General features: G+C 56.5%; 14 protein-coding genes. 8 read left to right on the forward strand and 6 right to left on the reverse strand.

Annotation, left to right across the window (positions count from 1 at the left end; all coding sequences use genetic code 11):
• Positions 1–288 precede the first annotated feature (288 nt).
• The 3 genes from QRN38_RS20355 to QRN38_RS20365 form a co-directional block, all read right to left on the reverse strand.
• The gene (locus QRN38_RS20355) at positions 289–546 is read right to left on the reverse strand and encodes a hypothetical protein (RefSeq protein WP_005770253.1); all 258 of its coding nucleotides are present in this window, start codon (positions 544–546) and stop codon (positions 289–291) included.
• A 199-nt stretch (positions 547–745) separates the two neighbouring features.
• Positions 746–1,351: a flavodoxin family protein gene (locus QRN38_RS20360; protein WP_144433548.1), complete on the reverse strand. Its 606-nt coding sequence runs from the start codon at positions 1,349–1,351 to the stop codon at positions 746–748.
• Between the two features lie 53 nt (positions 1,352–1,404).
• On the reverse strand, positions 1,405–1,932 hold the full coding sequence (locus QRN38_RS20365) for an SDR family NAD(P)-dependent oxidoreductase (protein WP_057417842.1): 528 nt from the start codon (positions 1,930–1,932) through the stop codon (positions 1,405–1,407).
• A gap of 425 nt (positions 1,933–2,357) precedes the next feature.
• Between QRN38_RS20365 and QRN38_RS20370 the strand changes: the two genes are divergently transcribed.
• From QRN38_RS20370 to QRN38_RS20400, 7 genes are all read left to right on the forward strand, one after another.
• A complete protein-coding gene (locus tag QRN38_RS20370; protein WP_057417841.1) occupies positions 2,358–3,452 on the forward strand; it encodes an NADH:flavin oxidoreductase/NADH oxidase in 1,095 nt (364 codons plus the stop codon).
• Between the two features lie 96 nt (positions 3,453–3,548).
• On the forward strand, positions 3,549–3,884 hold the full coding sequence (locus QRN38_RS20375; protein WP_057417840.1) for an antibiotic biosynthesis monooxygenase: 336 nt from the start codon (positions 3,549–3,551) through the stop codon (positions 3,882–3,884).
• A 242-nt stretch (positions 3,885–4,126) separates the two neighbouring features.
• Positions 4,127–4,615 (forward strand): (2Fe-2S)-binding protein, encoded by a 489-nt coding sequence (locus QRN38_RS20380; RefSeq protein ID WP_024678978.1) that lies wholly within the window; start codon positions 4,127–4,129, stop codon positions 4,613–4,615.
• Positions 4,612–5,604: an FAD binding domain-containing protein gene (locus QRN38_RS20385; RefSeq protein WP_057417839.1), complete on the forward strand. Its 993-nt coding sequence runs from the start codon at positions 4,612–4,614 to the stop codon at positions 5,602–5,604. Before QRN38_RS20380 ends, QRN38_RS20385 begins: the two co-directional genes overlap by 4 nt.
• Entirely contained in the window at positions 5,601–7,991 is a 2,391-nt protein-coding gene (locus QRN38_RS20390; protein ID WP_081025334.1) for a xanthine dehydrogenase family protein molybdopterin-binding subunit, read from the forward strand. The genes QRN38_RS20385 and QRN38_RS20390 overlap by 4 nt, the downstream gene beginning before the upstream one ends.
• A 3-nt stretch (positions 7,992–7,994) precedes the next feature.
• A complete protein-coding gene (locus tag QRN38_RS20395) occupies positions 7,995–8,963 on the forward strand; it encodes an XdhC family protein (RefSeq protein ID WP_057417838.1) in 969 nt (322 codons plus the stop codon).
• A gap of 22 nt (positions 8,964–8,985) precedes the next feature.
• A complete protein-coding gene (locus tag QRN38_RS20400; RefSeq protein WP_057417837.1) occupies positions 8,986–9,897 on the forward strand; it encodes an AraC family transcriptional regulator in 912 nt (303 codons plus the stop codon).
• 67 nt (positions 9,898–9,964) lie between these two features.
• On the opposite strand, the gene QRN38_RS20405 is transcribed toward QRN38_RS20400, so the two are convergent.
• Positions 9,965–10,192, reverse strand: a complete 228-nt coding sequence (locus tag QRN38_RS20405) for a hypothetical protein (protein WP_057417893.1) — start codon at positions 10,190–10,192, stop codon at positions 9,965–9,967.
• Between the two features lie 488 nt (positions 10,193–10,680).
• Here QRN38_RS20405 and QRN38_RS20410 point away from each other — a divergent pair, with 488 nt between their 5' ends.
• A complete protein-coding gene (locus tag QRN38_RS20410) occupies positions 10,681–11,484 on the forward strand; it encodes a hypothetical protein (RefSeq protein ID WP_057417836.1) in 804 nt (267 codons plus the stop codon).
• Between the two features lie 15 nt (positions 11,485–11,499).
• Here the strand turns inward: QRN38_RS20410 and QRN38_RS20415 are convergent, their stop codons facing one another.
• Both QRN38_RS20415 and QRN38_RS20420 read right to left on the reverse strand, forming a co-directional pair.
• A complete protein-coding gene (locus QRN38_RS20415) occupies positions 11,500–12,642 on the reverse strand; it encodes an endonuclease/exonuclease/phosphatase family protein (RefSeq protein ID WP_057417835.1) in 1,143 nt (380 codons plus the stop codon).
• A gap of 35 nt (positions 12,643–12,677) precedes the next feature.
• On the reverse strand, positions 12,678–13,340 hold the full coding sequence (locus QRN38_RS20420) for a YciC family protein (RefSeq protein WP_044391879.1): 663 nt from the start codon (positions 13,338–13,340) through the stop codon (positions 12,678–12,680).
• Positions 13,341–13,384 lie beyond the last annotated feature (44 nt).

Below are 13,384 nucleotides of genomic sequence, written 5' to 3' on the forward strand. Positions count from 1 at the left end.
GTGCACCGCGTTATTCTGGCAACTTAGCGTATCGGCAAAAACGTTACCCAGAGAACGCCCTCTGGGTTGTACACACCTCCGCTGGAGGTCGTGGGAGCGAGCTTGCTCGCGAAATGGCTAGTACAGTCACAGAAATCGGGTCGCGTGAAACACAGTCTTCGCGAACAATGCGGATCGCCGCCCCGGTCGCTCCCATGCCCTGCAGGCAGAAGCCTGCAACCTCCGTTTCCGCGCTCGTCAAACGATGAGATGAACGCCAGGGCGCAAAGCCCCGGCAGGCAGCAGGTATCACTTTTTCTTTTTAGCGGGCTTTTCCGCTTTTTCTGACTTGTCTGATTTCTTGGCCTTTTCTGGCTTGCTATCAGCTTTTTTGGCAGCTTTCTTTGGCTCGGCGTCTTTTTTCTTGTCTTTCTTTTCAGAAGACTTGGAAAGCGTCGAGGCCGCTTCAGATTTTTTTGCCGGTGAGGCCTTCTTGTCTTTCAGGTCCTTGCTGGCTTTCGAGGCTTCGCCTTTGCTTTTCTTGTCGTCTTTAGCCACGTTGATCACCCTTTGGTGTATGCCGGTATTGGCACGTCGCCTGCGGAAGTATCCACAGGCTAATCATTAGGCGAGCGCGCTCAGAAACGGTTCAAACTGTTTTGATCAGATCTGTCGCTGAACGATGACGTTCAGAGTACCTGTTCGGGCACCCCACCGTTCTGAGGTAGCGCGACAGCACTGACTGTTGGTATAGGCCCTGAGCTTGTCAATCCTGCAGGTCAGGTTCGTCCATACGGTTTTTGCCCGAATCGAGTTCTTCGGCGCGGCTCATTAGCCAGCAAAACCGGCTGCGCCGAATGGACGCTTGATAAAGGAAATGACCACCACGCGATTCAATAAGCTGTGAAAATCTATCGACTTCCTCCGGTTTGATACGGCTGTTGCCTGTCATGATCAATACCACCTCTTTTCCCGAAAGATTGCTGTTTCTGACGAATGTCCACAGAGGTGGGGCGGGTCGAGATATCCAGGTGGGCGACACCAGATAAACGCGTTTTGCAGACCGGAGTTCAAAGGATTCAACTTCGATTATTGGAAAAGCCTCGTTCCTGGCGTCTGCGATTGCCTTGCGGTGCCCTTCGGAGGTTAACGGGTAATCCGCACTTATCTTCGCGATATGGGCATTAAGGTCCACCGCTATTTCGTGTGCGACAGCTTGCGAATAGTCAGAGCGGGAATAGTAAAAAACCACATATTCGCGCGGTATGCCGTCGTTGGGAGTAGAGGTACGGTTTTCTGCATAAGTCGGGGCCCGTACCAGCATGAAGGCGCCCAGACCAACGACAAGAGTGACCACCATCAGAGCGATCACGTAGTGATTTCCGATCGTGTTTCTTATCCCGCAACGTTGACCCTGCGCAGTCATTACTCGTCGTGCGCCAAAGAGCAGGAAAGTGCCCGATGAGCATTGGCTTGATCGAGGAGCAGCTTTGCTTTCGCCTCGAAAGCCTCAACCGCATCAATGCCGCCAACAATTCCGGCGGTGGATGAAACGGTGATGACCCGTCCAGATCGTTGTTTGCGCAAAGCCGGGAGCACTGCGCGCGTCACATTGATTGGCCCGAACAACAATGTTTCGATCTGACGGCGCATCTGTTCTTGACTGAGTTCCTCAAAGAACCCGGCGTAGAAGTTGCCTGTGTTGTTAATCAGCACGTCGATATGGCCAACTGTGCTGATAGTTGACGCCGCAACGACCTCTGCATCCTCCGGCTTGGTGATATCTAGCGCCAGACTGATTAAATCTGCGTGGGGGCCAATAGCGGCTTCTACCCGTTTGGGATCGCGTCCTGTTGCGACCACGGTATGTCCAGATGCCAGTGCGGCCTTGGCCAGATGGACTCCCAGACCTCTGCTTGCGCCGGTGATTATCCAAACCTGTTTCTGAGCCATGCAATGTTCCTCGTTTATAAAAACGGCGTGGGCCGGACAGATCTATGTCTGTGCCCCCGAATGCTTATCATCATTCTCTCGCCACGGCGGTCAGAGGGTTTGCAGACTTCGTTTGAAATATTGCCTGGAATGACGAATCGGCGGAAATGTGCTGACCGTTTATAGGGTTGAAAAGGTTTAAATGATTCCTGAAACTGCCCGCGACCCGAATTTCGCGCTGCACCTGTTTTACGAGCGATCGAGCAACCGTTTACGCTTGATTCAGGCATTCCAGACCGCGGGGGATATTCAGCAATGCTAGGTTTCTCGAGCGGGCGTGGCAGGAAGCTCGTCATTTTGTGCAGTATTTCAATTTGATCAGGCAACTATCGTCGCTCTTCTCACCCTCATAATTTGCCCATTCAAATCACTGAGCGGATGAGCCGATGACCTCCCTGTTTTCTTCTTATCAATTAAAGGGCGTCACGTTGCGCAACCGGATTGTTGCGTCGCCAATGTGTCAGTATCAGGCCGTCGATGGGGTACTGAATGGCTGGCACAAGACTCACTACGAAACCCTCGCGAAGGGTGGGTCTGGTCTGGTGATGGTTGAAGCCACTTCTGTTAACCCTGAAGGCCGAATTACGCCAGGTGATGCCGGTTTGTGGAGCGACATTCACATTGCCAGCTTCGCGGACATTGCCGCAGTCATCAAAAAGGCTGGTGCAGTTCCTGGTATCCAGCTGGGTCATGCCGGGCGTAAGGCTGGGTGTACGCCTCCCTGGCAGGGCGGGCACCCACTGGGGAATGCTGATGCTCTGGGCTGGACGCCCGTTTCGCCAAGTGCAATTGCGTATGTGCCTGATTCTTCCTACACCCCTGACGCATTGACAGTCGAAGAAATTCAGCGGATTCACGCTGACTTTGCACATGCCGCATCCCGCGCCCTCAGTGCAGGTTTTGAGTGGTTGGAACTCCATTTTGCACACGGGTTTCTGGCCCAAAGCTTCTTGTCTCCCAAGGCCAATGTGCGTACCGATCAATACGGTGGTTCGCTTTCCGGCAGAGCGTGTTTCCTGCTGGAGACTGTTGCTGCAGTGAAGCAGGTCTGGCCGGATAACCTGCCGCTGACAGTACGCTTTGGCATTCTGGATTTTGAAGAGGACCTGGAAGAGTCAATATCAGAGTCTATTCAGGTGCTTCAGTGGCTGAGGGAGGCTGGCGTCGACTTTGTAGATTGCTCCCTCTCCCTTACTGTGCCAGGTGAGCCTGTGCCATGGGCGCCGAACTTCATGGTGCCTTTCGCGGAGCGCGTGCGCGCGCAAACCGGCTTGCCTGTTGGTAGCAGCTGGATGATTACGGATGCTCGCGAAGCAGACCAGTTCATACGTTCTGGCTCGCTCGACCTGGTGTACTTCGCACGAACTTTGTTGGCCAATCCTCACTGGCCATTTCAGGCTGCGCGGACGTTGGGTATCGCTGACCCCGCCTCGGTGTTGCCTACGCCTTATGCGTACTGGTTGCAGAATTGGGGTGGCTGATTACAGGTGGCGTGCCTGTTTTGATATGAGTGAGCACGCCGCCAGGTACGAGGATCCCGATTGCCCTTGTTGTCAAAGAGGTTGCTGGAGTAACCCATGACCGAGTCACTCAGCGAAGCAGGTTTCAGTCAGTCTTTGGAGATTCTCGTCAGCCCGTCTTCAGTTTCAGCTTTGGTCCAGGCGCTCAGGAACCGGGTTGAACAGCTTACCTCTCATCATCCCGGTTTCGTCAGCGCTAGCCTGCGGGTGAGCGAACACCAAAGCGCAGTTCTGCTCGAGTTGTACTGGCTATCCAGAATGGCGAGTGAGAATGCCCTGGCTCACCCTAAGGAGGGTGAGCTGGATCTGTTCCAGCTCGGGCGCGACTTTCAGGCGCAGTCGATGATATTCCGCACATTTATCATGTATGCCGAAGTACGAGCTCAGTGCTGATTTTTCCAACGTTTTTTGGTTGAACACCTTTCAGTAGGCTTGGCCATCCTGCTCGTCATTTCAGGCACTCCCTGGCTTTGTAATACTCGGTTACAGCTGGCCTTGATCACAGCAACTCACTGGATCAGGCAATAAAAACGGCCGATCAGGCAATTCCTGATAGCGCGATCTGAGCATACTTGAGCGCAGCAAAGCGCTCGATCAGTTGGCTTGGCGCTGGCGGACATCATTGGAGAGCCATCATGGCAGATCGTCACAAACTTCAGCTTACCGTCAATGGTGCGTCGCGAGCCTTTGAGCTCGACTCGCGTACTACCTTGCTGGACGCCTTGCGCGAACACGCGTTTCTCCCCGGCACCAAGAAAGGCTGCGATCAGGGGCAGTGTGGCGCTTGCACAGTGCATGTCGATGGGGAGCGGGTGTTGAGCTGCCTGACTTTTGCCGCTCAAGTTGAAGGCCGCGATGTGACAACGATTGAGGGCCTGGCCAGCGAAGACGGCACGTTGCATGCGGTGCAGGCTGCGTTCGTCGAGTTTGATGCCTTTCAGTGTGGCTACTGCACGCCAGGCCAGATCATGTCTGCCGTTGCTTGCATCCGCGAGGGGCATACCCGGTCTGACGACGAAATCCGCGAGTACATGAGCGGCAATATCTGCCGATGCGGCGCTTACCCGCACATCGTCACAGCGGTGCGCACTGCGGCCGCTCGTTTGCAGGGGAGCAAGGCATGAGAGCATTCGACTACCTTCGCGCCAGTGATATTACGGATGCGCGTCAGCAGAACGGTTTGCCGGAAACCCGTTTTCTGGCAGGGGGCACCACGCTGCTCGACCTGATGAAGTGTGGCGTGGAGCGTCCCGCAAGGCTGGTCGATATCGGTCATTTGCAAGGCCTGAGCGATATTGAAGTCGGCGCTGAGCAGATTCGAATCGGCGCTCTGGCGAAGATGAGCCACGTCGCAGTGGATATTCATATCCTGCAACATGCCCCTGTTATCAGTGAGGCGCTCTGGCGAGCGGCTTCCCCGCAATTGCGCAATATGGCGTCCATCGGCGGCAATTTGATGCAGCGTACGCGGTGCACTTATTTTCGCGACCCGAGTGCTTATCCCGACTGCAATAAACGTAACCCCGGCTCGGGCTGTGCAGCACTTAATGGCGTCAATCGTAACCATGCGGTACTGGGGGCGAGCGAAAGTTGTATCGCTGTTTATCCGGGTGATCTGGCCGTGGCGCTGGTTGCATTCGATGCCAGGGTCTTGATTCGCGGCGCCACCGATCGCCAGGTCAAGGTTGAAGACTTCTACCGCCTGCCCGGTGCGCGACCTGACATTGAGCACGATCTGTCTTCCGGAGAAATGATCATTGGCATTGAGGTGCCGGTGGTCGCGGCTCTCAAACGTTCCCATTACCTCAAGGTGCGTGATCGCGCGTCCTATGAGTTCGCTGCTGCAAGTGCAGCTGTTGGGGTCGAGTTCGAAGACGACGGTCGCACGATCAAAGATGTTCGGATCGCTATGGGGGGCGTAGGCACCAAACCTTGGCGAGCGCGAGGCGTTGAGCACGCGTTGATTGGAAAAGCCTTCACCGAGAAGGTTATTCGTGATGCTGCCCGCCACTCTGTGGACGGTGCTCAGGCTCGCGAGCACAACGGTTTCAAGATGGTTCTGGCCCCTCGCGTGGTTGCGCGGGCATTGATGACTGCTGGAGGCCTGGTATGAGCGATCTTTTCAATCCCAAGGTCTATCGCCGGACACTGCTTAAGACCGCCGCGGCAGGATCCGCTGTCGCATACACCGGCATCGCGCTGAACCCGCTGACCGGTGAAGCCGCGCCGTTGGTTGAGCGGGAGCAAAATGGCTCTTTGGGTGAGCGTGCGCCTCGGCAGGACGGCGGCCTTAAAGTCAGGGGAGAGGCTCGTTATGCAATAGAGCACGCCATTGACGGCATGCTCTACGGTGTGGCCGTGCAGTCCACCATTCCCGCAGGGCAAATAGCGAGTATTGATGTCAGCAGTGCCGAAAAGGCCCCTGGTGTGGTTGCTGTCTATACGCATCAGAAACCGCTCGACATCAAACCCGCGACGCCATTTATCAAAGGTGGCGCGGCGACCGAAAACTTCACGCCATTGCAAGATGACCAGGTGCGCTGGAATGGTCAGCATATTGCGCTGGTTGTTGCCCAGAGCTTTGAACAGGCCACCGAAGCGGCGAATTTGCTCAGGGTCAGTTATAAACAAACCAGCGCGATCATCAATCCTGATGATGCGCGTGCCAAACCCCAGCGTATCGATGACCTGCAAGCCAAATGGGGAGACGCTGAGGCAGCGCTGGCGTCTGCTGCGGTCAGGATAGAAGGTGTCTACACCACGCCTCGTGAATACAACGTCCCGATGGAGCCGCATGCATGCATTGCGCATTGGGAAGCGGACAGGCTGACGGTTTATGAGTCGAGCCAGTGGGTGGGCGGAGCACGCAACGTGATCGCTCAGTGGATGGGCGTTGATATGGGCAAGGTGCGTGTTGTCTCGCCTTTCATCGGCGGCGGGTTTGGCTGCAAGGTTGCGCCACATCCTCACGTCGCAATGGCCTGCGCTGCTGCCAGGGCATTGGGGAAACCTTTGAAAGTTTCGCTGACACGCCCTCAGACGTTTACCAGCTATGGCGGGCGGCCTCGCACAAGCCAGCGGCTGGCGTTGGGCGCCACAAAGGAAGGCATGCTTGTCTCGGTGGTGCATGAGGGCTGGAACGAGACCGCCATCGATGATATTCACCTGGAACCCACAACCGGTGTAACGGCGTTGATGTACGCCACGCCCAATATGCTTGCCCGCCACAGCATCATCCCGGTGAACACGGTGAACCCTGGCTGGATGCGCGCGCCGGGTGAGAACATCAGCACCTATGCACTTGAGACGGCCATGGACGAACTGGCCGTGGCGCTCGGCCTTGATCCCATTGAATTGAGGCTTAGGAACTGGGCGTCACGTGACCAGAAGGCAAACATCCCCTGGACCACCCGCCGTCTGCGAGAGGGGTACATCGCAGGTGCCAATGCGTTTGGGTGGGCTAATCGCAATCCCAAGCCGCGCTCAATGCGTGAGGGGCGAGAATTGATCGGCTGGGGAATGGCCGCAGGCACTTATCCGGTTTGGCGCACGCCCGGCGAGGCAAAAATCGTTATTCATCAGGATGGGCGAATAGACGTTTTAAGTGCAGGCACTGACTTGGGAACAGGCACTTATACGATCCTGGCGCAGACAGCCGCTGAGGTGCTCGATGTGCCTACGCGTTCAGTCAAAGTCAGCCTTGGCGATACAGATCTTCCTCGTGCGCCCATCGCAGGCGGCTCGCAGCTTGCGAATAATCTGACTGGTGCGGTCTACAAGGCTGCAAAACTGGCGCGAAGCGAACTTTTACGGGTCGCTACAACTCACCCCAAGTCGCCTTTGCACGGCATGGATATCGGTAATCTAGTGTTCAGGAACGGCCGCATCAAACCCTCGCACCGCCCGGGCGATGGTGTGACATTGGCGGACTTGCTCAGGGCCATTGGCAAGGAGCGATTCGAGGTCTCGACTGACACCTTCACTGCGGGGGCGACTGAAGCTGATCGTAGCGCAGCCGCACACGGGTTCAGCCAGATGTTGCCTGCAACCCATGGCGGCGTCTCCGCTCACAGTTGGGGCGTTCATTTTGTAGAAGTGCGGGTGGATGAGGATTTCGGCACGGTCAAAGTCAAACGCATGGTCGGCGCTTTCGACAGTGGCAGGGTGTACAACCCCAAGCTGGCGGAAAGTCAGTGGATGGGCGGGATGATCATGGGGATCGGTCAGGCGCTTTTCGAAGAGGGCCACATTGATCGCCGAGATGGCCGTATCGTCAACGCAAGCCTTGCCGACTATGTCGTCCCGGTAAATGCCGATGTGCCGGAAATCATCACCATCGATGTCGGCATACCTGATCTGCAGGCCAGCGCCCTGGGAGGCAAGGCCGTGGGTGAACTCGGAATTGTGGGAGTGGCTGCTGCCATCAATAACGCGGTTTATCACGCGACGGGCAAGCGCATTCGTGATCTGCCTATCACCATGGACAAGCTGCTTGCCTGACCTATGAACAGTCTCGATCTGCAGGTGATCCAGCAGGCTCTGAAGTGGCTGGCACAAGGGCACGGCATTTGGCTCTGCACAGTTCTTTCCACGTTCGGCTCTGCCCCTCGTGGCCCTGGCGCCATGCTGGTAGTAATGGAACGCGGAGAGTTCTGTGGGTCGCTCTCGGGTGGTTGCGTGGAGGACGACTTTCTGGAGCGACTGGGCCGCCACGAGTTTGAGTCTTATGCCCAGATTATCCGCTATGGAGAAGGCGGTTTGCCTCCGACGTTGGCGCTGCCGTGCGGTGGGGTGCTCGATGTGCTTATTGAGTACTTCGAGCCTGTTCGCACGGGCAGTGAGCATTTTGCAAGCGTTCAACATGCGATTCAGGGCCGCCAGCTGATTGTGCGAGAAGTTACATTGGGAACGCGCCGGGTGCGCATTGAAAACACAGGCATGGATTGCGCGGCTGTCATGGTCGGAGCCGATCGTGTACGTCTGCGCATAGGCGCGGCGCGCAGGCTCTTGATTGCAGGCTTATCGCCCGTGGCCGAATACTGCGCCAGCTTCGCCGTGGCATTGGGTTATGAGGTCATTGTCTGTGATCCGCGTCCGGAGTGGACGTCCAGTTTTCGACTACCCGGCGCTGCTTTGATCGAAACATTGCCTGCCACCTACATTGCTCAAGGTGGGTGTCACGTTGCAACTGCGGTGGTCGCGCTGACTCATGATCCACGCCTGGACGACCTGACGCTAATGGAGGCAGTCAGAACGCCGGCCTTTTACATTGGGGCAATGGGCTCGCAACGAACCAGCGCAAAGCGCCTGGAACGGGTCAGGCGCATCGGTGGGCTGAATGACGCACTTCTGAACCGTATCCACGCACCTATCGGACTTAATCTGGGCAGCAAGACGCCAGCGGAGATTGCACTGGCGGTAATGTCCGATATCGTTCGTGTGAGTAACGGCATCACCAAAAGCGCCCTGTAGCGGCGATACCTGGAAACAGACAATGAGCTCAGCTTCTAGACACTCCACCACCGCAACCGATATTGCTCGTCTGGCCGAACGAGTCGGGCAGATCATTCACAGTGAAGGTGACCATTTCAGTGAAATTCCGGGCCTCAGCTTCCACCGTCGCAGCGCTGTCACGGTGCCGTTGCATTGTATCTACTCGTTGGGGTTGGGCCTGACGCTGCAAGGTGGCAAGCAGGTCATGGTGGGAGATGACGCTCTCACCTACGACCCCGGACAATCGATGGTCACAAGCGTGGATATCCCTGTCATCGCCAATGTGACGAAGGCCAGTTTTGCCCAACCCTTTATCGGCATGATCCTCAAGCTGGACGGGGGCCTGGTTGTACAAGTGGCTGAGCGTCTGAAATTGTCTCAGCGAATGAAAGATGAGAGTTTCAGGCCCGTGACCGTTCATGCACTGGAGTCCAGCATCCTGGGAGCGCTGGAACGCCTTGTCGGTTTGTTGGATGAACCCCAACTGATCAGTTCTCTGTCACCGCTTATCATTGAAGAGATCGTGATACGGCTGCTGAACGGTCCGCATGGTCTTCAACTGTTGCACATTGTGAGTGCAGGTTCGCCCAGTCAACATATTGCGAAAGCCGTGGAGTGGTTGAAACTGCACTTTCGTGAACCGCTCAAAGTTGATGATCTGGCCACGGCTGCGTGCATGAGTCCGTCCACTTTTCGACAGCATTTCCGCACGGTTACGGGTATGAGTCCTTTGCAATATCAAAAGCAACTCAGACTGCAGGCGGCGCGACAAATGATGCTCAGCCAAAACGTGGACGCCAGCAGCGCGGGTGGGCTGGTCGGCTATGAAAGTTCGTCGCAGTTCAGTCGAGAATACAGTCGGCTTTTCGGCGAGCCGCCGCAACGCGACATCAAACGTATGCGACCGCAGTAGCGCTACGGTGTCGGCGGCAGGAGACGGGTCCTGCCTATGCTGCGGGTGGCGGTTATTTAGCGTGTCATCAGCGTGCTCTCGACACCTCATTAATCCAGCCGAAAGCCCAGCTTGCAGGATGAGTCGATTGCATGGGCAATAACGGTTTACCCTCTCGCGCAGCCATTCTTCTTTGCATTTCCGCCTCAATATTTATCCATACCGTATTCTGCTTGAAACCTTCAGCGCGCTGACGCTCCCTGTAAATACGCTGCCTGATAACCGCATTATTATTTTTTTCACTCTCGTCGAGCATAGTCCACCTGACAGGCGTTACAGGGCTAATTGGTTGGTGAGGCAACGGTAATTTCCGGCGACGATGAACACAGGCTTGAGAGTTTTTCAGCGCGTAAGTCTCTTGGACGTGGACTTTCATCATGGCTTTCCATTAGCGCTCGAAAGGCGAGCAGGCAGAATGTGCAGCCTAGGGGATTGCGCTATATCGCTCGGGGCGCAGGCCATATTTCACCGGAAGGGGGTAGGGTTACTAGACCTGATTTGACGCTTTTCTTGCCTGATTCTCGCTTTATGCCTGGCCACGTTCAGCGCTGAAAACGCACGCGGTCAGGCCCCTGATCAAACTAGCCAGCCACGCTCCGCCTTTAGCCGATGACACAGGATCCTGCACATTTCAGGCATTCAACGCGACGCGATGTGAGGGAGAAAGGCACGGTACGGTAATATTCACGGATCACGGAAAGCCGCCCAGCCACCGGGTAATCAAGGGGAAAATTGAGCACTGCCATGTTTATGTTCAAATCGCTTATCAAGCGCTGGATAAAAAACCTCTTTAGCCGGGATGACAGCCGCAACCGCGAGCTCAAACCCGAGTGGACATCCCAGGGCCCGGGTGCAATCCGCATGGAGCGGTATCACCACATCGACGCTGGCACGCAGGATAAGGACGGCTTCTATGACTATTACTATGAGTACGATATGTACTACTTCACCGAAGGCACCTTGTCCCTCGTCGCCCGTTGTTACACGGATGATGCTGATGAAGCTAACTTTATGGGCATCGAGTTCGACGGATATGACCGTGCGCTTGAGTCTGACGATCAGTCCCTTCCGTTGGTGAGCGCAGCCCTTGCCCAGTTGAAGGCTGATGGAAAAACGAAATTCTTTACGTTCACCGGAAAAGGTTATGAGCCTGTATTTGGTAGCACTGAGCATGCAGGCGACATCATGCGCCGCGAACATATTGAAGTCATCGCGCTGTCGCCCAGCGCTCGCTACCGTGTTCAGGCGACGCCTTACGAGGCACTTGCCACGCACTGGATTTATCCACCCGAGATAATCGACATCAGGCGCGACATGCGCGTGTTTGCTTTCGAAGACAATGGCTGGTCAGCGGATCAGGCACGCTGGCTGGATTGCTCTTGTGTTGAGCTGAAACTGCGTAAGTATCCCGGACGGCTCACCGGCGCTGGAATAACGGTGACTATCGATTGCGGTCGCGGTACGGCGGTTTACGGAGAGGGTATTGAGGTGGAGCTATCGAAGCTTGAGCAAGCACTCGACTCTATGTTGGGCACAGTTGAAACCTGAATGCCGATTGCCCCCTCAAGGCAAAACCGGCAACAAAAACCGCCCAATCACCGGCAAGTGGTCAGAGATCAACAACGTGTCATCCCTCCTTACCCTCGCACTGACGCGCTTCAAGCTTGGGCTGTAAAACAGATAGTCCACGGTCCTGTCCGGCCCGTTGATGCGGTTGTCGTTGGGGAAGTGGGTCAGCCATTGGCTGCGGTCGGTGCCGCTGGATTCGGTGTTGTTGGGGATCATCGGGTATTTTTCCCACAGCGCGTGCAGTTCGCTGTCGGCTGCGTAGCCGTGGCGCTGTTGTTCGGGGAGGCGTTGGTATTGACCCAGCGGCAGCAGGTTGAAGTCGCCGCCGATCAGCCAGGGTGTGCCGCCGCCTTCCAGTTTGTCCAACAGGGTTTCGGTGGCGGCGATTTGCTTATGTGCGGTGCCGTCGCCAGGTTTTGCGGTGGCCAGGTGGGTGTTGATCACGGCGAGCTTGCCACCGTCGCGCAAGGGCAGGTAGCTGACCAGCAATGCGTTTTTTGGCTGGAACTGGCGGCTGATGATATTGGCGTCGGGCATTGGCAATTGCAGGCGTTCGGCGCTGTCGATGTGGAAGCGGCTGAGGGTGGTCAGTTTTCTGCCGACGCTGCCCCAGATATGCGGGCTGGGCACGAATTCCGCTTTCCAGTAGAAGGCCTGGGTGCTGCACGGGTACAGGTCGGCGAGGCGCTCTTGGAGCAGTTTCTGCTGGTCCTGGTAGTCGGAGTTCTTGGCGCCATCGTCGACACCTTGCAGCAGCACGATGTCTGGCTTTTCGTCACGGATCACCCGTGCCACTTCATCCAGGTTGTAGGCGAGGTCTTCAGGCGTCGGGCGTTCGTCCGGGCCGCTGCCGTCGGCCATGTCGTACCAGAACACATAGCGTTTGCCAGCCAGGTACTGGATGTTCCAGGTCATGACCTTCAGGGCCTGGCCAGGCACCAGTTTTGGTGCCTGGACCGCATTACTGCAACTGGTAGTCAGTAACTCGTGAGCGGGCGGGCGCCAGGTCAATTGGTAGACCAGCAGCAGCGCCACGGCGATCAGCAGCAGGCAGGACAGGGTCAGGCGTAACAGAACACGGGGCATCGGCTCGACTTGGAGCGCCTGGCGCTCGGTGAGGGATTCGGGTTTGAGCATACCGCGAATAGAGGGGCCTGACGCCAGCCTTCGGATCAGGCCCTGTGCGCAGGCTCGCTGACCAGCATGAACAGGCGAAACATTACGATGGTGGTGAACAGTTGCAGGAAGCTGCTGAGGCTGTCGATGGCGACTGAAATCGGCAGGCTCTGTGGCTCGGGGAAGGCGTAAAGACTCGCGCCTTCGAGCAGCCACAGCGGAATGTAGACGCTCAGCACGCACACCAGAATGCGCGTGAAATGCCCGGTGGTCATTTGCATGCTTTCGCGCATGGCCATGAACGGCGTGAGTTTGCGCAGCACCAGCAAGTATTCGCTGAACGCCAGCTTGACCATCACCCAGATGCCGGGAACGACGAACAGCGAGAGGCCGAACATGATCAGCAACGTGCTCATGGCCGAGAGCACCGCGAAGGTCGGCCACAGGCGCAACGCCATGGCCAGCAGGTCGCGGGTGGTGGCTTCTTCACCGCGGCTGCGCGAGTCGAGAAACAGAATCAGGGCCGCCGTGTAGATCGGGTAGAAAAACAGCCCGATCACCAGCGTGTAGGCCGATGAGGCCTGGGCGGGCATGGCGCTGCTCAGGGCTTGCTTGGCGAGGACTTCGAGGATCACCAACGGCAGGCACAGCACCAGAATGCTGACCAGATGGCGACGGAAAAAATAAAGCGAATCCTGGATGACGTTCAACGGGTTCATGTAGATAGATCGCAGGCTAAAAGCAGGTCGCCACTTTAGCCCAT

Origin of the sequence: Pseudomonas sp. CFBP2511, assembly GCF_030209255.1 — a bacterium.
GTDB lineage: Bacteria > Pseudomonadota > Gammaproteobacteria > Pseudomonadales > Pseudomonadaceae > Aquipseudomonas > Aquipseudomonas avellanae.

Excerpts from the sequence above, each read along its gene's own strand:
- QRN38_RS20365 (WP_057417842.1), bottom strand. The coding sequence starts at position 1,932 with ATGGCTCAGAAACAGGTTTGGATAATCACCGGCGCAAGCAGAGGTCTG.
- QRN38_RS20370 (WP_057417841.1), top strand. The coding sequence starts at position 2,358 with ATGACCTCCCTGTTTTCTTCTTATCAATTAAAGGGCGTCACGTTGCGC.
- QRN38_RS20375 (WP_057417840.1), top strand. The coding sequence starts at position 3,549 with ATGACCGAGTCACTCAGCGAAGCAGGTTTCAGTCAGTCTTTGGAGATT.
- QRN38_RS20380 (WP_024678978.1), top strand. The coding sequence starts at position 4,127 with ATGGCAGATCGTCACAAACTTCAGCTTACCGTCAATGGTGCGTCGCGA.
- QRN38_RS20385 (WP_057417839.1), top strand. The coding sequence starts at position 4,612 with ATGAGAGCATTCGACTACCTTCGCGCCAGTGATATTACGGATGCGCGT.
- QRN38_RS20390 (WP_081025334.1), top strand. The coding sequence starts at position 5,601 with ATGAGCGATCTTTTCAATCCCAAGGTCTATCGCCGGACACTGCTTAAG.
- QRN38_RS20395 (WP_057417838.1), top strand. The coding sequence starts at position 7,995 with ATGAACAGTCTCGATCTGCAGGTGATCCAGCAGGCTCTGAAGTGGCTG.
- QRN38_RS20400 (WP_057417837.1), top strand. The coding sequence starts at position 8,986 with ATGAGCTCAGCTTCTAGACACTCCACCACCGCAACCGATATTGCTCGT.
- QRN38_RS20405 (WP_057417893.1), bottom strand. The coding sequence starts at position 10,192 with ATGCTCGACGAGAGTGAAAAAAATAATAATGCGGTTATCAGGCAGCGT.
- QRN38_RS20410 (WP_057417836.1), top strand. The coding sequence starts at position 10,681 with ATGTTTATGTTCAAATCGCTTATCAAGCGCTGGATAAAAAACCTCTTT.
- QRN38_RS20415 (WP_057417835.1), bottom strand. The coding sequence starts at position 12,642 with ATGCTCAAACCCGAATCCCTCACCGAGCGCCAGGCGCTCCAAGTCGAG.
- QRN38_RS20420 (WP_044391879.1), bottom strand. The coding sequence starts at position 13,340 with ATGAACCCGTTGAACGTCATCCAGGATTCGCTTTATTTTTTCCGTCGC.